Genomic DNA, 18356 nt, shown 5'->3' with positions numbered 1-18356 from the left:
AATTACATGGTGAAGACTGGCGACATGCCGCTGTCTTGTCCGTTCATTAATAGTAGTCCAATCACAATAAGTAATAGACCGCCAAATAGCTGCAAATAATGACCAGCGACTTTTAATGAGGCACTGCTATTCTTGTTACCTGCGGCTAAGTAGCGTTTCACCAAATGTTTGCCTGTTAGCGTCATCATTGCAATTAGTGAGGTTGTTAATGCCGTACCAACCGCCATTGCCAACGCACTAAGAACACCCATCCAATACAAGCCGACCATGTTAGCGAAAAGCAGAACCATAATAGCTCCAGTACACGGCCTTACCCCTATGGTGACAATGATTCCTGCATATTCACGGAGCGTTGAAGCTTTATTTATCGCGTCTGCATCGGCGACGTGCTGGTGGCCGCATCCGCAGTCGGCATGAGAGTGATCTGCGTGCGAGTGTTCTGCTGATTGTATTGTACGAATGGGGTTCAACATCGCGGAACCATCAGATACTGATGAGCGACGCGCCATTGGTGATTGGGTCGAGATCGGTGAACGAGCGGCTATAAGAGAAGGCATATCTGTTGCGAATGCGGTGATGGTCTTCACTTTCAACTTTGGTTTGCGCACCGTTGAGTAGATGTTTTTCAGAGCTTTCCAGCAGATCAATGTACCCACCACGGCCACTAAGGCAAAGCTCAATGAAACAAATAGGTTGGCTTTGTCGTTCACTACTCGCATTGAAGCATTAAAGCCCCACAACAAAACGCTGACTAATAAGACAGCGACCAGTGCTTGTAACAAAGCGGAGACCACCGTAAGAATCAAGCTGGCTTTTGCTTTGGTTGGGTGAGTGGCTAAGTATGTTGAAACGATGACTTTGCCATGGCCAGGCCCCAAAGAGTGCAGCATTCCATAGATAAAGCTGAATCCAATCAGGTAACAGCCTGCTCCCCAAGGGTTTGACTTGGCTTGGTAGAGTAGGTCTGCAAGTTCTGAATTGACCTCTCTTTGCCATTGGATACTGGTGATAACGAGTGATGGCCACATCGACCATAGTTGATACGCGCCAACAGCAACAAATAATAATGCACCGATACCAATGAGGGCATGGTTGGCTTTGAATTGATTTTTCTTCATATAACAAGAACCTGAATTAGAGATTACTATTTTCGTTAATTTGGCAGGTTTAACTCGTTTGAGTTAAGACGTTTAATAGCTCAAACGAGTCGCTGCGGTTAGGAAGTGGGAAGCGCAGCACAATGAAGCTTGACCGATTGAGTAAACAGTTGGCCGAGCGTGTTATCTGGATCCGCATCGGTTGGCAAAGACATCGCATAGCTCATTTGTTCTGGAGTCGGGTTAGGCTCAACGAGTTCTAACTGACATTGTCTCGCGAGTTCTGGCGATAAGGTCACATCCCCCTTAGATAACCACGACATATCGACAAAGTAGCTAGGGTCAAAGATCAATACACGAAGTGTGTCTCTTGTCACCGGTTTTGGTTTGGCAAGCGGTAGGTCAAAAGTGAGCACCATTTTGGCTTTGTCACGTTCAAATTTGGCATGCTCTGCTACTTGATATTTGATTGGCTCTTCATTGTCATAGAAGTAGGTGAAGTAGTGCTCGTACATCATGTTTTCGATAACGGATGCTGCCAGGTTTTTGAACGTCTCTTCTTCTTTGTCTGGAGATACGTCTTCACCATCTAACATATACATCGACGTCATAGCATCAAACGACCATTCCATCGACAGGCCAGTTATTAGGCCATTCTCACCTTCGATGTGGGTCTTCATTTCAACCCAGGAGTGAGGGTGGGCATATAGGTTTGGAGCAAAAGATAGCAATGCAATGCCAAGAGGTAAGCATTTTAGAAAATGAAAACACATCGAAAAGCGGCTTACACAGCCCAAAGAGAGGCGATCGAATACATTGATTAGAGTAGAGAACAGTTTCATGAAGACAGACGGTTATTTGTTGTGATGTTATAATATAACAATTTAAGCATTTATTCACTTTGAAAGAGGATAAGAAGCACATTAAAAACAACACCTGTGACAACAATGGTTTATCTCAAAGGTAGAGCCATAGACCTTAGAGCGTTGGCGGGTAACGTCTTTCTCATAAACCTTTCTGTTTCTATGAATCTTTTCGTCTCAATAAACTTTTCTTTTCCAAGCTACCTTGTAGCTCCGTCTACTCTATAGTTTTTGCTGAAAGTGCTATTTCTCTATTCTGTAAATCTAATTTTTCATACCATGGTTATTGGCATATGCCAATAATGAGGAATATACTGAATGCCTGATCACCAATAACAGGGAGTTACCATGTTATACGCAGTACCTTGTCTTAATCTCCATGTCGGCAATCATTTTGCTCGTTCACCACAGATAGCGATTGTGGATGACCAACGACAAATAAAGCAGGTTGTTTCTTTGGTTGAATCCGACTCATCTTGTAATAAAAAGAAGCAATGGATTTCAGTGATCCACTCTTACGGCGTGCAAGCAGTTGTTGTCCGTCACATAGGAAAAAGGATGCTGGCGCACTTGTTTAAAAACGATATTAAAGTGTTAGCCTCGACAGGAAAGGTTGAAATCGAAGCATTAGATTTTGATCACCTACAAGAAGTGACCGATTTAGATTACGGTCGAGAGCCTCGCAATCATGGGTGTGGTAAGAAAGAGCGTAGGAGAGACGGCGCAATTTTCATGTCACGACCCCATAAATTGGGGGCAATTCGAGGGTTCCGTAAATGACATTCCTACTAACATTACTGGGCTTTGTCGGAATCGTGGCGTTGATGGCGATCGGTGTGATTTTTTCACGCCAGCCAATCAAAGGCAGTTGCGGGGGGCTAGCGCAGATCGATATTGAGCGTGAATGCAATTGCAAAGAGGTGTGTGAGGAACATAGCCGTAAGCTGTATCAGATCTCAGAACCCTCAAGTTAGAGAGCTCAAACAAGCCGCCATATAGCTAAGTCAATAGATAAACAGATAAACAGATAAACAGCTAAATCAGATAGTTGGATCGCTCAGTGACGAGTTCGGTATCCAGCAGTGAGAGTGGGATCTAGAGTTAAGGCTAGGGTGTCAGTTAAGAGTTTTGAATGACTAACGCGTGGCCGTTGACGATGCATTTAGCAACCTTGGCTCGTGCACGTTTAATGATGTTACCGAACGTTTGGCGAGACACCTGCATCTGCTCGGCGGCTTCAAGCTGGCTTAGGCCTTCTTGATCAGCCAAGCGTAGCGCTTCCAACTCTTCTAATAGCAGCTCTTCTTGATGAAGCTCGTCCATAGGGACGCCATTAGGCTTAAAACAAGAGTAAGCCGCACGAGTACATAACTGTCGATGTTTTTTTGGTCGAGCCATATCAATCTCTAGAAATCTAAGGGTAAAAGGAATAAGGATAAGTATGAAAGTTTTCATTCCTCACAACCATCGCCGCTGCCAAGTATGCAGCCAAGGCTTCTTTTCAGATAGCCCGATTTGCTTTGAAGTTGCTAGCAATAACGAGAACTTAGCTAAGCATGAAGCCTTAGCCAAGATTGTACCAACAGATAAAGCTGAGGGCTATGATGGCATTATGCAGGGCGGCATTGTTACCGCGTTACACGATGCCACCATGTTGCACTGCTTGTTCCAAAATAATATCACCGCTATGACGGTCAGCTTGACGTCTCGTTTCCATCATCCAATTTTGATTGGCCAAGAGTTAGAGATCCGCGCTCAATGGGTAAAAAGTAAACGCAATATTTACTTTTTAGAGAGTCAGATTACTCAAGGTGGCAAGTTATGTTCATCGGCAAAAAGTCAGTTCATGTCGTCACTTTAATCATCGAACCTAAGTTCTAATGATCTTGTAAACGTAGAAGTAGGGGAAAAAGTCGCAACAACTTCTTCTTTGATGCTCACCGGCTTTGAAATCCGACACAAGAGTTATGTAGATATGCCAAGGTTGTTAGCGGCTTTAGAGGACGGCGAGGTTGAAGCCATCGTCGCTGATGATGTAGTGCTCAAATATATGATTGATCACGGCAGAACCAATGGGCGATTTGAAAATTCGTGAGTCGCGAAAGTGGCGTAAAATATTGGTCGACTATTTTGCGGATCAGTAATCGAAACCTGCTAAGTACTACAAAGCTTTCTAAGTTTTTATTTCTACAGTTCTGAGCCAGAAGCTTTGTTCTTTTTAAAGTATTTAAATGCAGTCCAGACGGCATAAGCCGCAACACCAACAATCAATGCTGAACGAATAAGGATAGGTGCATCATGTTCTAATTGACTAACATGCGGCACAATACTCGCAAACAATCGACTGGTAAAAAACAGCCCCATTACTAACATAACAATTTTATTCATGTGACCTGCCGTTCAATTAGATGCGTTATACAAAACAAAGGATGACTTAATCACACTCTCGCGAGGTTAAAACTTGTTCTGTTCGAAATTAAAGAATGCGCTTCTCAAACCCGCTCGTCAACGCGATATCAGCCAAAAACCAGTAAGCTAAAGTTTCGTTTTTGGAAGTGACACTTTTCATTAATGAAGAGATAGTTGGGGATTGAGTGTGCGAGAAACCGTTGAACTTATTACGATGAATTTCGAATTTTCCATTTATTATTATGATTTGGGCTTGCAAGGGTTAGAGATTGTCGATCAGCAAGCACTGCAATCTTTTATTGACTCCTACGAATAATAATAGAGCTTGGCACTTACTCAAATGCCAAGCTCTGTTTTCAATGTTTACTATAAACTACTCACATCTATTTATGGTCGACTTACTCTTAGCAATTAGCAATTAGCAATTAGCAATTAGCAATTAGCAATTAGCAATTAGCAATTAGCCGGTAAGTGTCCGCGAACCATTACCGGCGACTAAGTATTAGTCCTTAAGCTTTTGCATACATGAGTGTTCTATAACCACCGATTAAGTTACGTGCTTTAAAGCCGTTGTTGACGAGTTGGCGATAAGCTACGTTACCACGTAACCCTACTTGGCAGTAGATTACAATCTCTTTGTCTATTGGAAGCTCACTCATTCGATGACGCAGTTGGTCGACTGGAATGTTGATTGCTCCCTCAATAAAGCCACCATTTTCTAGTTCGCCAGGGTTACGAACATCGAGTAGGAGTTGGTTGTCGCTTAATGTTTCAATCTCATCGAAATGAATAGGTGTCGCGTCACCTTTAATAATATTGTTGGCAACAAATGCGGCTTGGTTAATCACGTCCTTAGCACTCCCGTAAGGTGGTGCATAGGTTAATTCTAGGTGTTGAAGTTGATCAACGGTCATACATGCACGTTGAGCTACTGCCATAACATCAATGCGCTTATCAACGCCATCTTTACCGACGGCTTGCGCACCCAGTATTTTCCCTGTCTTAGGATCGAATAACATCTTGAACGAGACAACTTGTGCGCCGGGGTAGTAGCTCGCATGGCTTGCTGTATGGACGTATACTTTTTCGTAACTGATTCCTGATTGTTTTAGTTGCTTCTCATTTTTACCTGTTGAAGCGACTGCAAGGTCAAAAATCTTACAAATTGCGGTCCCCTGAGTGCCTTGATAAGCTTCTTGGCGCCCAAGCATGTTGTCTGCCGCCATTCGACCTTGACGGTTGGCAGGGCCTGCTAATGGGACGAGCGTTTGCTCTCCTGTTACAAAGTCTTTGTCTTCTATTGCATCGCCGACCGAGTAAATTGAAGGATCGCTCGTTTGCATAAATTCATTAGTGTAAATACCACCAAAAGCGCCTAGTTGAAGGCCTGCTTCTTGCGCCAATTTCGTTTCTGGACGTACACCAATAGCCATGATCAAAATATCGGTTGTGAGAGTTTCACCGTTATTAAGTGTTAATTCTAATTCACCCTCTAGGTGTTGGTGCTTCTCGCTCTCGCCTGAATCAAAGCTTGCGATGTGTTCGTTAGGTATATATTTCACAGATTCAAGTGCGACGCCGAGTTTTAGGTCGATGCCTTTTTCACGAATCTCCGCATGGGCAAAGCCGGCCATTTCTCGGTCTACTGGTGTCATTACTTGATCGGCCATCTCAATCAATGAAGTTTTGATCCCAAGCTGATGAAACGCTTCCATCATTTCCAAGCCGATAAAGCCACCGCCAACAACTGTCGCGTGCTCAGGCTTATTCATTTGGATTGTCTCGATGATGCGGTCCATGTCTGGAATATTGCGTAGCGAATGGGTGAGGGGGTTATCGATTCCTGAGATGGGAGGAACGACGGCACTGGCTCCTGGGCTGAGTAATAAGAAGTCGTAACTCTCGCTGTAGTGGCTACCATCAACTAGATTTTTGACTGTAACGGTTTTATTGGTGCGATCAATTGAGGTAACTTCGTTCATCACTCGTGCGTCAACGTTGAAGCGAGCTAAGAAGCTTTCAGGTGTTTGTAACAGAAGTTTGCTTCTATCCTCGATATCGCCACCTATGTGGTATGGCAATCCACAGTTGGCAAAAGAGACGAATGGTCCTCGCTCAAACATTATGATTTCGGCTTCTTCACTAAGGCGACGAGCGCGTGCAGCAGCTGAAGCACCGCCAGCTACGCCTCCGATGATTACAATTTTAGTCATACGTTTACCTATTACTGTCTCTAAGTTTAACTATACAAATTGCCGAGCATAGAGCTTGTATCTTCCTAATGTTCAGGACTGGCTAGTCGCCGGCGATTGAGTAGTTTTCGAAATACCTAGATACTATAAAGATGTAAATTAGCATTGTCTAATGTTTGCTTTAATTTATTAGCTCTTACTAATGTAAAAGACTGTAAACCCTATAACGGTGATTACTTTGGCGCGCTTTAAATTCGGACTATTTGAAGATGCATTGCCAACTAAGACGACTCTATTCTATTGAAAGACGCCTTAGTCGGTGAGGGGAGAGGTTTAGTTTGAAGCTGTCACCTCGGGTTTGAGCGTTTGGTCTAAGAGCAGTGATTAGACTAAAGCACGCTAATGAAGGTAATACGCGTTAGCTAGTTGAGTACAGGTTAGCCAAATTAACTCGCATGAGCATAATTAACAGGACCATGGGTGTGCTGACTCATTACATTTTTCAGATCTTGATCATATTGATCCAACCACGCGTAACGTTCACGATACAGTTTTCGTTTTTGGCGCTTAAGAGCCTCAAGATCTTTCCTGGTAGGTTGTAGTGGTAGAGCGTAGAAACATTTGTCGTGTTGTTGTCCGTCGTGTTCTTCCCATAAGCAATTGTACTTCAGGCTGATTGTTTTACCCTTCTTGCCGTATCGTAATGAGTTAGAAACATGCCCAGATTCGTTGACGGCGTAAATGTGGTCAATCTCCAAATTGGTGGCCAATAATCGAAGAGTTTCAACCATGAATGATTTCGGTCTCAAACCATAGAATGCTTTTGTGAACGAGCGGCTAAATCCGTTGTCGTTTGCTCCCCCTTGTATTCCGCCAATGTAGATATCATTATTAAATACGGTGAATGATATGGTGTACATTTTGTTGAAGATTGAGTCGGTTAGGGAAAGGGTCAGTTCACCTTCTTTTCTAGCATTTCTCTCAAAACTTAGGTTTAGAAAATAAGCTTTTTCATCAATTTTCAGCTCTAAAAGATTAAGTCTCTCGTTATATATTTGATGGCGAGCTGTTGAGGTGAACTTATCTTCAAACCAGTCATAATGCTTTGATAGTATGTCAATTTTTTCTTTCTTACTAAAATCGGTACATAAGTAAGGTGTGACAAATTTAGATAGGAAGTTCGGCTGTTTTTTAAATAAAAGCTTTCTCTCGATAGAGCTGAAATTGTCATTCATTTTTCTTGTGTCTGAGTAAAAAAATAATGCTCGAACTGCAAACTTCACTATCGCTTTGTATTTGCCTTTATTTTTATGGACATTAGCGTCAATTCCCATACGAACTACATTCATAATCACCTCAGTAAAGAAGCGTTGCCCGAACACGCTAGCGTTCCGAACTGCTTCTTTTATTCTCATAAACATTAATGCCGATGATGATAATGAAAAGTGAAAGTTGGGTACGTATGGGTATGTATGACAATGTAATCGAGTCTGTTACTTAGTGTTCAAATCGTGCGCGATTACTTGTTATCAATGACCGGGTTTAATTAAGTGAGAACTTTCAAGCTTATGACTGCACTATTACTAGTGGCTTGGGGGAGGGATTATTTAGGATTCAGCCTGGCTAGGTTTTTAAAAAAGAATGCCACTGCAGAGCTGCAGTGGCATTAGAAGGATAACAAACTATAACTCTAACAGTTTGGCCAATTCGCGCTCTTCGAGAAGCTCTTCAATACGTTGACGAGTCTTAGGCGTTTCGGCTTGTGTTTTGGTTGACTTGCCTGCTTTTTTACTGCGGCTAGCTTGAACTTTTACTTTAGTTATAGACATCGTAATCTTCCTTGGATTCTGCTTTGAGTTATTATTTACCCTAAGCGTTACATGACTCTTTTAGTGCTTTACCTGCTTTAAATGCAGGCGTTTTTGATGCTGAAATTTGAATCTCTTCGCCCGTTCGTGGGTTACGACCAGTACGAGCAGCACGAGAATTAACTTTGAAACTACCAAAACCTAGGATGGCAACATCATCACCCTTAGCCAATGTATTAGAAATACCTTCAACAAGTGCGTTTAACGCTGAACCTGCTTGTTCCTTCGAGATATCTGCTGAAGTGGCAATGTGATCAACTAACTGAGATTTGTTCATATTCTATATTCCTTATTGAGTACGAGTGGCGCTTATTTTTAAGGCCGAGCTTGTTCCATCTTAGCAATAAGGACTGAAATAGTGTTAACGTCTGGGTAGGGTTTTGTAAAGTAATCAACAAGATTGAGCGTTAACTCGCCTTTTATTATAACTGAATGTAATTCTTTAGCTATTGGTAATTTAAATACTGGTTATTAAACTGATATGAAAAAGGCGAGCATCTATCTTCTATTGGGTTAAGAGAGTCAATAATAAGCCAGCACTTTGTTTATAAATGAGTAGGGTTATTAGTTAATTGATTAATTAGTTAGTTAAACTAGGCGCAGAAATAAAAAAGCCCAGCGAGAGTGCTGAGCTTTGATTTTGAGCTTGTAATGCAGAGCTATTTAGTAATAAAGATTTGTTCTGTTTCTAGTGACGTCATAGCGCGAACTTGACGCCAAATATAGTAGAAAATACCTAACATCATCAGCATGCTTGGGATTGCAATGGCTGGGTAGCTGTAAAGTGTCAGCTTGCCAAGCTCTTCATTAAAAGCGGCTGTGCCCGCTGGGCTTGTCACAATCCACGTCGCTAAGAAGTAGTTCATCGCAGAAGAGAAAGCGAAAGTACTCGCGAACATGTAATTTGACGTCATTAAACAGCGGTCGAACTTTGCTTGGTGGCCAAACTGTTTTAAACGTTCTTCAATGAGAGAGATGTTTAGCAGTGCTGGCGTGAAGATGACTTTTTGGATGAACGGATAGCGAGTAAAAGTAGAACCAAGAACCGCTAAACCAATTATGCCTGGGATTAACGCTTCTTTTAATGCTAACCAACGCGTGTCCAATTCGAAGAAACCAATGCCACCTGTTAATAACACACTCACAAAACCAAGTGCCGCGATGAAATTAAACTTCTTGTTGCGGATTAGTTCCATACCACCGTAAGCGATAGGGAAAGCCAGTGCCACAAGCAGTGCTAAACCTGTTCCTAGGTGCTCCTCTCCACTGAATTTCATCAAGATGAATGATGGAAGAAAGACGTTAAAAACGATTTCGAAAAGAGGGCTAGATTTTTTGTTTTCTGTGTTACTCATAATTTCTAAATACATTATGTTATGGATTTATTCTCAGGGATTGTTGTTTACCTCGCCCAAGATGTAAAGCCCTAAGGTATCATGCTGTGTAACGACATGTGACATTTAGCACGTCATTTACTGTTTAAGTCTTTGAATTTAAGGTAAGAAACTCGTTAGGCTCTGCGCTTCTTAAAGGCGTGCCAGCCAGCACTGAGAATCGTTTTTATGACTACACTAAGCGCACTTAACTGAGGATCTGCATTTTTTCCTGCGGCAATACGCCACATTTGATGCTCGTACCAAACCAGTCCAACCATCGCCATTTTATCTAGTGTTGGCTTGCCTGTCGTTGGCACAGTTAACGGCATGCCGTGGTTTGGATCTTTTATCAATCGATTGGGGAAGTCTGGGTCAACCGCCATGGTTCGTGCAATTCCAATAAAGTCAGTCGCAAAGGTTTGTAACGCGTCGTTCATTGCTGGTGCTGTTCGAAAGCCACCAGTGACCACCAAAGGTGTATCTACAAGCTTTCTCACCTTCATCATGTAATCCATAAAGTAGGCCTCGCGCTTCAATGTACTTGCCTTTAAAGGTGGGGTTTTATTTTTAGATCCCATCATCGAAGGGCTTTCATATGTGCCACCGGATATTTCAATTAAGTCGATACCGTCGCTACTGAGCGTTTGTACAACTTGCATCGACTCTTCTTCAGTGAAGCCACCTTTCATGAAATCAGCACTGTTGAGCTTAATCCCCAGAGGAAAGTCATTACCTACTTCTTTACGGATCGCACGGTAGACTTCGAGCACGAATCTGAGTCGGTTCCCTAATGAACCACCCCATTTATCGTCGCGCTGATTGTGTCTTGAGGATAAGAATTGACTCACAAGGTAACCATGAGCCCCATGAATTTGCACGCCAGTAAATCCTGCCTGTTTTGCCAATTTTGCGCTTAAGGCAAACTTATTAATTACTTCATGTATTTCTGAGTCTGTTAGTGCTCGTGGGGTGTTAAAGCCTTTCTCTAATCCGCGCTCTAAAGAGATAGCTGAAGGGGCGACAGGCTGATCACAAAGGAATTTAGGGATCTGTTTACCAGGATGGTTTAGCTGCATCCATATCTGAGAGTCGTTTTGCTTTCCGGCACTAGCCCAATCACGAAAGATGGTGAGGTCACTTTGCTCGTCCAAGACGACGTTGCTAGGTTCACCAAGTGCATTTCTATCAACCATCACGTTACCTGTCATGGATAAACCTATGCCACCTTCAGCCCAACGCTGATAAAGGGTTGTTAAACCAGTCTTAGGGTTATGCTGTTTGTCGCCAAGTTGTTCACTCATCGCTGATTTGAAGAGTCGATTTTTGATGATTTGGCCGTTGGAAAGGGTGAACGGTTTACTGAGGTTGATCGAATTCATACGCTATTGGTTACTTCTTTTAAATGATGGTTTTAGTATGTCTTATTTTGTCGACTGTTCCGAGTAATTCGACTCATGTTTGGTTTATATGTGTTCAGTTTTGAATTTTATAGACATTGAGAATAACTGAATGTTTCCCCTTCAAATGCCAATCACAAAAATAAGTGAGTGTGACTGACTGAAGGGGAGCTAAGGGGGGGGTAAAAAACTATTTCTCGAAGATAAGATTGAAACTTAATGGGATCTTGTCTGAAAGGGCTAATCCGCCAACCGTCGCTGAAAGCTTGTTTAGGTTATCTGTCGATATTCCAAAATCAGCGCCGTTTACAATGATGGTAGAAGCAGAATTGACCATAACAAAACCGTCCGTCGGAATTACAACAACAGGGAAATCAATTTTCTTTGTCATACCATGTAAAGTGACTTCGGCTGAGATGGTCGTGTTTTGCGGATCGCTAGAAAGTATTGATGGGTCAATTTTCCCGGCTATCTTCACCTCAGGGAAAGTCATGGATTCAAAGTAGAGTTCATTGAGTCGCTGGTCACGAATCGCTATGCCAGTGCTTAGGCTCTTTAGGTCCAACATTATAGAAAACTGGCCATCTTTTGTGAGCCCTCCTGATGACGCTTTGATCGACGCGGGCTCAACAACAAACTGTTTTTTAATGGTTGCGAAGGTGATATTTGATAATTCTGAATCTAACGTGTAGCCGCTTTCCGCGAAAGATTGAGCGGAGATAACGGCATAAAAGAGACCGAGCGTAGAGATTAGTTTTTTCATAGTTGGGTCACCAAGTTGCTGAATTTACCAGTCTAACGTTATAAACCAGTTTGCTTTTTGAATATCTTTTTGAATAGAAAGATAAATAAAAGCTTAGACCAGCGTGCAACAAATTACCCTAGGTAAGTGAGTACATCGCCATATTATTGGAACCATGATCTGCTAGTTGTTCGTACATCATTTGTTATGTTATAACATATCTATAATTTCACTCTTACATTTAGATATTAATGATAAAAGTAAGAGTGAGGCGAAAAGAATGCGCAAGGAGATTACGTAATGAATGCCGTTTTAACGAAGCCTTTGGCAACCAATAGCAATCAGCCACCCAACATTAGTTCAGCCGTAAGTATCAAAGATCAAGCGAGTCACAATGCGGGTTCTAGTGCTTCTGAGCAGCCAACTGTATTAGCCGACATCTATCAAAGTGATATCAATATCGCGATTTGGCAGCGTAACTTTGATCAAGAACTAACGGGTGAAATCAGTGAATTTATCGCTTTGAATCCAAACTTCAGTAAATCTATTAACCTGTCACCAGAGAATGCTTATGAGAAGCTAGAGTTTGCGACAGATGGAACGGCTTCAAAGGCTCTGTTAGGTAATATGGTGGAGCTGGTGGATATGTTTTGTTGTTTGTTCGAGCTTGAAGAAGTAGGGCTACGTTTAGCGGTTTTGAATCAAGCGATGTGTCCACGCTTCCATTTTGACCAAGTGCCTTGTCGCCTAGTAACTACCTATCACGGCACTGCAACTCAATGGCTGCCGAACTATGCGGTAGATCGCTCAAAGCTAGGTCGTGGAAGCAACGGACAACCTGATTCAGCTTCAGGGCTGTACAGTCACGAGTCTGATATTCAGGAACTCTCAAGTGGCGATGTTGCTCTGTTAAAGGGTGAGCGCTGGGGTGGAAACGAAAACGCTGGCCTTGTCCATCGGTCACCAGTCACTGCTCCAGACGAGACGCGGCTATTGTTGACTTTGGATTTTGGTTAGTCCCACTACATTCGCGAGACTATTTTTCAGTAAACGACTCATCTCTTGTTGTTCCCGGGTTCTAATACACTTAGGTATTGTCGATGGATTTGAGCAGGGAACGGTAATAGACCTTCTTGGATCGCACGCCCATTGTCGGTTAGATCAGTATTCAAAGAGCGATGGTTAATCCATGTTGCTTGTGTTCTGTGTTAAATGCCCTTGCTGCATCATTCGCAATTACATGGCTTAACCAACGAGTGGTTTGCTGTTTATTAAGCGCTTCATTTATTGGTTCGTTCTTCTGCTCTAGATTGAACACCGCTAATACGCTTTTACACAGGTTGAAACCTTAGTTAAGAAAGCCAATGACACTTTGGATGGTAACGATACAAATTAGCAGACGCTGGAATAAACCAGTTTAAAGCTAACAACGCATAGCCAAGCGTTATTGACGTTGTTTCCGTTGGGCAGTCAAGAGGGGAGTAAAGCAAAAGAGAGTGTTTGGAACCAACCGGAGAAATTCAATCGACTACTTGGGCAAATGGATCAGGGTTTTCAGAAACTCTACCGAGGCAGTCAAAGTCGTGATGTATCGTTAGCGGGATCAGGGCTGGAAGCAGCGCAAGCCACTTGCAAAGGCTGTCATCGTTCACACATATCAATAATACAACCTGTCGTCGGTTTCATTATTTATTTTAAAGCGTAAAATATATTCAGCTTGCAACCGTTTTGGCAACCAATTTGTTCGCCACGTTTTTTTACTTCCACATTATAGGTTTCCTATGTTCAAGAAACTCTCGCTTAAGAATAAGTTAGCGATCTCAGCTAGCATGGCCATCATCCTGGGGGGGATTTTGGTCGAAGCTCTATCTTTTCGTGCTTCATTACAACGACTTGATGTTGAAGTTGCACAACGTTTAGAAGGCACGTCGGCATCTTACAATCAATATGTTTCGGATTGGATCTTATCTAAAGAGCGCGCGCTGACTTCTCTTTCGAAAGAATCAAAACAAGAAAGTTTGGTAACTCACCTTAAACAAGTTCGTGATTCCGCATCTTTTGATAATGTGTTCTTGGCCTTTCCGGATGGCTCACAAAAGAACGCGAACGGAGTGGTACTGCCACCGGGTAATGATGACCCTCGTCAATGGGGTTGGTACACAAACGCGGTAGCGAACCCAAGTAAAGTCTTCATGGACAATCCAACGGTGGCCGCTGCGACGGGCGCTAATGTTGTTTCACTAGGAACCGCAATGCAATTGCATGGTCAACAAGTGGTGTTAGGTGCAGATGTTGAGATTACCGACATTCTTAACAGCCTTGAAAAAGTGATTCTTCCTGGTGAAGGGTATATGTTTATCGCGACCAACAAGGGCACGGTCTACACTCACCCAGACACTAAGTTACTGAACAAAGATATTAGCTCGCTAGGATTGGACTTTTCGGATGTACAAAAAGCGCTAGCGAGTAGAAAAGATATAAGTATTGAGTTGAATGGCACTGATTACGTGCTTTATGCAAGCGCGATTGAGGGAACCAACCTGATTACGGTTAGCGTGGTGAACCATAATTCGTTGGTAGCGCCACTGTTTGATGCAGTGATGGGGCAAGTTTTGGTGACGTTACTGGTTGTTATTGTATGTACTGTGTTGTTTAACCTGTTGTGTACGATTCTATTCCGTCCACTTAACCATGTTTCGAAAGCCTTGGCACAAATTGCCAATGGTAGTGGTGATTTAACTCAGCGTATTCATGTTGAAAACCAAGACGAAGTCGGCGAGTTAGCCAATAACTTCAATACGTTTGTTGGTAGTTTACAGCAGTTGATTGGTCATATTCGTGGTCAATCAGAACAACTCAACAGCCAATCAGAGCAAAGTACTCAGCGTGCGAACCGTTCGGTGAACGAGCTCAATCACCAACAACAAGAAATCACGATGGTCGCGACAGCTGTGACAGAAATGGCTAGTGCAACGCAAGAGATTGCCTCACACGCAGAACAAACCGCAAAAGCAGCGCAAGACTCAGCGACGAGCACCAACAGTGGTCACGCTCTGGTAGTCGACACCAAAGGTTCGATCAATAACTTAGCTAATGAGGTGAACGAAGCGGGTAATGTAATCAGTGAACTGAACAAACATGCTCAAGAGATCTCGACGGTATTGGCAACGATCCAAGGCATTGCCGAACAAACCAACTTACTTGCTTTGAATGCTGCGATTGAAGCGGCTCGCGCTGGTGAACAAGGGCGTGGTTTTGCGGTCGTAGCTGATGAAGTGCGGGTGCTTTCGCAGCGTACTCATTCTTCGACTGAAGAGATTAAATCGACGATTGATATTCTGCAGAAAACTACAGGCCAAGCCGTTGAACTAATGGAGAGTAGTTCTAAGCTCGCATTGCATTCAGTAGAAGATGCCGATAGAGCTTCGCATGCCCTGGAAGAGATCAACACGGCTGTAGCTTTGATAAGCGATATGGCGACGCAAATTGCAACCGCAGCGGAAGAACAAACACACGTGACGGGTGAGATTACTCAAAACATAACGACCATCAAGGATGTGACTGACCACTTGGTTGTGGGTGCACAAGACAGTTTGGCTGAGTCTAACGAACTTAAGAACCAAGCTGCTGGCCTAAGTGACAAAGTAGCAACGTTTAAGCTTGCTTAATCGCTTTGTTCGCTGATGCCTGATCGGTGAACGAGTGGTTAGCAACGCGCCAAAGCGACGTATATTACGTCGCTTTTTTTGTATCTTAATTGTTTGCTCAAGCTTTATTCTGCTTCTGAAAACTCTCTAAGTGCGCTCATTGCCGCATCCGCTTTGTCTTTTTGAACGAAGATATGGTCGTGATAGTAACCCGCAATAACGTTGGCACTAATGCCATATGAACCAAGCTTGGTAGCAAAAGCAGCCGTTAAGCCAACTGCTTCAAGGCTAGAGTGTACGGATAAAGTAATAAGGCTAAACACGCCTTCAAAATTGAGTTGAGCTTGAGTCGCAGCGTCTTCAGTTAATACCAACGTTAAGCCTTCTTTTTCGCGAAAAGTTGAGATCGGGTTTAACTCAACATAGTCAGCTAACACTCCGTCAACAGTACAAAAAACATAGCTACCTTCAATGAGCTCTGGTGACATCGATTTCAGCAGAATATCTAAATCGGTAATGGCGGTCATAATCTCTTTCCTTATGGGTATAGATGAACTTTGATGTGCTTTGAATCATGTCACCACGATAGGATTTAGCTGGTTATAAGTAAAATTAATAATTCTAATTAGTCATCAGTTATATTAATAACGTAGGCAGCCTACCAGCTTTTAGATTGTTCCATTTCACTGGATAAGTGATCGATAAAAGCTCTTAACAATGGCGTTACTTGTTTACGTGTTCCATAAATAGCATGCACACCAAGTATTTTTGGTTTCCACTCTGGCAATAGCTGTACTAATTGGCCTTGACGCACTAAGGCCTCGACAGAAGGGAAGGGTAACATGCTGATTCCATTTCCCTTTAGTGTGGCCGACAGTAATACTTCAGATGTGTTGGCACTGATATTCCCTTTGATTGGTACTGATTCAGAACCGTTAGGACCATGGAACGTCCAAGCTGTTCGACCAAAGTAACTGAACGATAGACAATTGTGATGAGCTAAATCTTGTGCGTTTGCTGGTGTTCCCTTTTTTTGCAAATACTGCGGCGAGGCACATATCACGGAGCGACATTCACCTAGCTGTTTAGCGACAATATTGGGTGTCAGTTCGTTAGTGATTCGAATGGCCAAATCGATACGTGACTCAACGAGATTAACGGTTTGGTCGGTAGAAATAACATCGATAGAAACCTCTGGCCATTTGGTAATAAAGCGGTTGATTGCATCCATCAAGAAACTATCGACAATGGAGTAGCTCGCGGTGATTCGAAGTTGCCCTTTCAAGTCTTCTCGATTTTGGTTTCTGATTCCCGCTAATGATGCCTCAAGGGCCAGTAGCTCTCTGGCGACTTCTAGTGTCTCTTTTCCGGCGCTGGTTAAACTCAGTCTACGAGTCGTTCGATGAAGCAAGCGTGTGTCCATCCAGCTTTCCAGTTCTCCCAAATAGCGCGTCACCTTGGTCCGAGAAAGATCAAGGTGCTCTGCCGCTGCACTCAAACTGCCACGTTCGACTATGGTGACAAAGACATTCATTGCTTCAAGTTTATCCATTGTTGTTCCGCCTAAAGAATCTAATTGGTCTGATTACTTGTTTATAAACCAGTATCTCTGAAATCAATGTCTCTGAAAACTACGATATGTTCGAAAAGTGCAACAGTGAAAGTCAATATGATGTCTATTTAATCTAAATTCAATCAAATAAGATGTTCACATACTCAATGAGCTGACCGATATTCAGTTTTAAATTACGGAATAAAACTATGACAAAGTTATCTAAGATCCTTTTATCAAAAACCGCGCTGTTAAGAACGATGAGTCTAGGAACCATACTGGCGGCATCAAGTGCAGTGTCTGCGGCGGATTTAACGATCACTCACTATAATCCCGGTGAAAATGCGATATTTCCAGCAAGTTCAGTCTTAGTCTCAGGTGAAAAGGAAGTGATTCTGTTCGATGCTCAGTTTAGTGTCGCAGATGGAGAAAAGTTGGTTGAACAAATTAAAGCTACTGGTAAAGAGCTATCAATGATTTACATCAGCAGTGGCGATCCGGATTTTTACTTTGGTTTGGAACCGTTAGTTTCGGCATTTCCTCACGTAGATGTTGTCGCTAGCGAAGCGGTAGTTGCACACATTAAGCGCACTAAAGACGCGAAGTTGGCATATTGGGGCCCAATCTTGGATGACAGTGCGCCATCTAAAGTGATTGTTCCGACGGTATTGAACGACACAACACTCAGCCTAGAAGGCGAAACTATCGAAGTAAAAGAAATCAACACACACCAAGCTTACTTGTGGGTGCCATCAGAACAAACGGTGTTTGGTGGCGTGTCGGTATACAGTGGAGTGCATGTATGGATGGCTGATACTGCATCGAAAGAGATTCGTAGCCAGTGGTCACAATCTTTAGAACGCATGAAGGCACTTGAGCCTGAAGTTGTTATTCCAGGCCACTACTTAGGTGAAATGCCAACGGGCACTAACGGTGTTCAATTTACGGTGGATTATGTGGCAGACATTGAAAAGGCACTGGTAAGCACAAGTAATCCAACGTCTATTGATATCAGTGATCACATGAAGAAAGCATACCCACAATTTAAGGCAACAGAAGGCGACCTAGAACTGGGTGCCAAGGTGCTAAGTGGTGAGATGGAGTGGCACTAAGTTCTTTATCTCGGTTGTATCTCAGAAAAGCTTGAAGATTGTGTGCTAGATTTAAGTTGATACAAAACTGGAGATATCGATGATCTGGCTTTCAGTGAAGG

General features: G+C 42.9%; 19 protein-coding genes and 2 pseudogenes. 8 read left to right on the top strand and 13 right to left on the bottom strand.

The window, feature by feature from the left end:
* Positions 1–2: 2 nt before the first annotated feature.
* Both L8S15_RS00195 and L8S15_RS00190 read right to left on the bottom strand, forming a co-directional pair.
* Positions 3–1118, bottom strand: a complete 1116-nt coding sequence (locus L8S15_RS00195; RefSeq protein ID WP_016788753.1) for a nickel/cobalt transporter — start codon at positions 1116–1118, stop codon at positions 3–5.
* 98 nt (positions 1119–1216) lie between these two features.
* Positions 1217–1939 carry a DUF1007 family protein gene (locus L8S15_RS00190; RefSeq protein WP_016788752.1) on the bottom strand — a complete coding sequence of 241 codons (723 nt, stop codon included), beginning with the start codon at positions 1937–1939 and terminating at the stop codon, positions 1217–1219.
* 369 nt (positions 1940–2308) lie between these two features.
* On the opposite strand from L8S15_RS00190, the gene L8S15_RS00185 reads away from it, so the two are divergent.
* The gene (locus L8S15_RS00185) at positions 2309–2740 is read left to right on the top strand and encodes a NifB/NifX family molybdenum-iron cluster-binding protein (RefSeq protein ID WP_010441294.1); all 432 of its coding nucleotides are present in this window, start codon (positions 2309–2311) and stop codon (positions 2738–2740) included.
* The gene (gene nqrM, locus L8S15_RS00180) at positions 2737–2934 is read left to right on the top strand and encodes a (Na+)-NQR maturation NqrM (protein ID WP_016767286.1); all 198 of its coding nucleotides are present in this window, start codon (positions 2737–2739) and stop codon (positions 2932–2934) included. Before L8S15_RS00185 ends, nqrM begins: the two co-directional genes overlap by 4 nt.
* A 145-nt stretch (positions 2935–3079) precedes the next feature.
* Here nqrM and L8S15_RS00175 read toward each other — a convergent pair whose 3' ends face one another.
* A complete protein-coding gene (locus L8S15_RS00175) occupies positions 3080–3358 on the bottom strand; it encodes a DUF134 domain-containing protein (RefSeq protein ID WP_010441291.1) in 279 nt (92 codons plus the stop codon).
* Between the two features lie 43 nt (positions 3359–3401).
* Between L8S15_RS00175 and L8S15_RS00170 the strand changes: the two genes are divergently transcribed.
* Together L8S15_RS00170 and L8S15_RS21795 are read left to right on the top strand one after the other, a co-directional pair.
* The gene (locus L8S15_RS00170; RefSeq protein WP_010441290.1) at positions 3402–3821 is read left to right on the top strand and encodes a PaaI family thioesterase; all 420 of its coding nucleotides are present in this window, start codon (positions 3402–3404) and stop codon (positions 3819–3821) included.
* Positions 3822–3839: 18 nt separating this feature from the next.
* Positions 3840–4104, top strand: a pseudogene (locus L8S15_RS21795) (ABC transporter substrate-binding protein); the annotation flags it as partial.
* A 43-nt stretch (positions 4105–4147) separates the two neighbouring features.
* Here L8S15_RS21795 and L8S15_RS00160 read toward each other — a convergent pair.
* From L8S15_RS00160 to L8S15_RS00125, 8 genes are all read right to left on the bottom strand, one after another.
* The gene (locus L8S15_RS00160; RefSeq protein ID WP_010441287.1) at positions 4148–4348 is read right to left on the bottom strand and encodes a hypothetical protein; all 201 of its coding nucleotides are present in this window, start codon (positions 4346–4348) and stop codon (positions 4148–4150) included.
* A gap of 530 nt (positions 4349–4878) precedes the next feature.
* Complete coding sequence (locus tag L8S15_RS00155) at positions 4879–6582, bottom strand: FAD-dependent oxidoreductase (protein WP_016790588.1); 1704 nt, start codon at positions 6580–6582, stop codon at positions 4879–4881.
* 425 nt (positions 6583–7007) lie between these two features.
* Positions 7008–7910 (bottom strand): VirK/YbjX family protein, encoded by a 903-nt coding sequence (locus tag L8S15_RS00150; RefSeq protein WP_133154324.1) that lies wholly within the window; start codon positions 7908–7910, stop codon positions 7008–7010.
* Positions 7911–8243: 333 nt separating this feature from the next.
* Positions 8244–8390 (bottom strand): hypothetical protein, encoded by a 147-nt coding sequence (locus L8S15_RS00145; protein ID WP_016767291.1) that lies wholly within the window; start codon positions 8388–8390, stop codon positions 8244–8246.
* 40 nt (positions 8391–8430) lie between these two features.
* Positions 8431–8706: an HU family DNA-binding protein gene (locus L8S15_RS00140; protein WP_010441280.1), complete on the bottom strand. Its 276-nt coding sequence runs from the start codon at positions 8704–8706 to the stop codon at positions 8431–8433.
* Between the two features lie 382 nt (positions 8707–9088).
* Complete coding sequence (locus L8S15_RS00135; protein WP_016767293.1) at positions 9089–9784, bottom strand: VC0807 family protein; 696 nt, start codon at positions 9782–9784, stop codon at positions 9089–9091.
* Positions 9785–9939: 155 nt separating this feature from the next.
* Positions 9940–11184, bottom strand: a complete 1245-nt coding sequence (locus tag L8S15_RS00130; protein ID WP_280571881.1) for an NADH:flavin oxidoreductase/NADH oxidase family protein — start codon at positions 11182–11184, stop codon at positions 9940–9942.
* A gap of 208 nt (positions 11185–11392) precedes the next feature.
* The gene (locus L8S15_RS00125) at positions 11393–11965 is read right to left on the bottom strand and encodes a YceI family protein (RefSeq protein WP_010441268.1); all 573 of its coding nucleotides are present in this window, start codon (positions 11963–11965) and stop codon (positions 11393–11395) included.
* Positions 11966–12244: 279 nt separating this feature from the next.
* Here L8S15_RS00125 and L8S15_RS00120 point away from each other — a divergent pair, with 279 nt between their 5' ends.
* From L8S15_RS00120 to L8S15_RS00110, 3 genes and pseudogenes are all read left to right on the top strand, one after another.
* Positions 12245–12961 carry a DUF1826 domain-containing protein gene (locus L8S15_RS00120; RefSeq protein ID WP_010441266.1) on the top strand — a complete coding sequence of 239 codons (717 nt, stop codon included), beginning with the start codon at positions 12245–12247 and terminating at the stop codon, positions 12959–12961.
* A 415-nt stretch (positions 12962–13376) separates the two neighbouring features.
* A pseudogene (locus L8S15_RS00115) lies at positions 13377–13649 on the top strand (cytochrome c); the annotation flags it as partial.
* Between the two features lie 76 nt (positions 13650–13725).
* Positions 13726–15612, top strand: a complete 1887-nt coding sequence (locus tag L8S15_RS00110) for a methyl-accepting chemotaxis protein (protein ID WP_010441264.1) — start codon at positions 13726–13728, stop codon at positions 15610–15612.
* 104 nt (positions 15613–15716) lie between these two features.
* Here L8S15_RS00110 and L8S15_RS00105 read toward each other — a convergent pair whose 3' ends face one another.
* Both L8S15_RS00105 and L8S15_RS00100 read right to left on the bottom strand, forming a co-directional pair.
* On the bottom strand, positions 15717–16118 hold the full coding sequence (locus L8S15_RS00105) for an ACT domain-containing protein (RefSeq protein WP_010441262.1): 402 nt from the start codon (positions 16116–16118) through the stop codon (positions 15717–15719).
* Positions 16119–16249: 131 nt separating this feature from the next.
* The gene (locus tag L8S15_RS00100) at positions 16250–17143 is read right to left on the bottom strand and encodes a LysR family transcriptional regulator (protein ID WP_010441259.1); all 894 of its coding nucleotides are present in this window, start codon (positions 17141–17143) and stop codon (positions 16250–16252) included.
* 209 nt (positions 17144–17352) lie between these two features.
* Between L8S15_RS00100 and L8S15_RS00095 the strand changes: the two genes are divergently transcribed.
* The gene (locus tag L8S15_RS00095; protein WP_010441258.1) at positions 17353–18255 is read left to right on the top strand and encodes a Vmh family MBL fold metallo-hydrolase; all 903 of its coding nucleotides are present in this window, start codon (positions 17353–17355) and stop codon (positions 18253–18255) included.
* Positions 18256–18356: the final 101 nt, after the last annotated feature.

Source organism: Vibrio sp. S/42/10 (genome assembly GCF_029890535.1).
Taxonomy (GTDB): domain Bacteria; phylum Pseudomonadota; class Gammaproteobacteria; order Enterobacterales; family Vibrionaceae; genus Vibrio; species Vibrio cyclitrophicus.
Note: the sequence above shows the minus strand (reverse complement) of the source record. Positions and strands in the feature narration are given on the sequence as shown.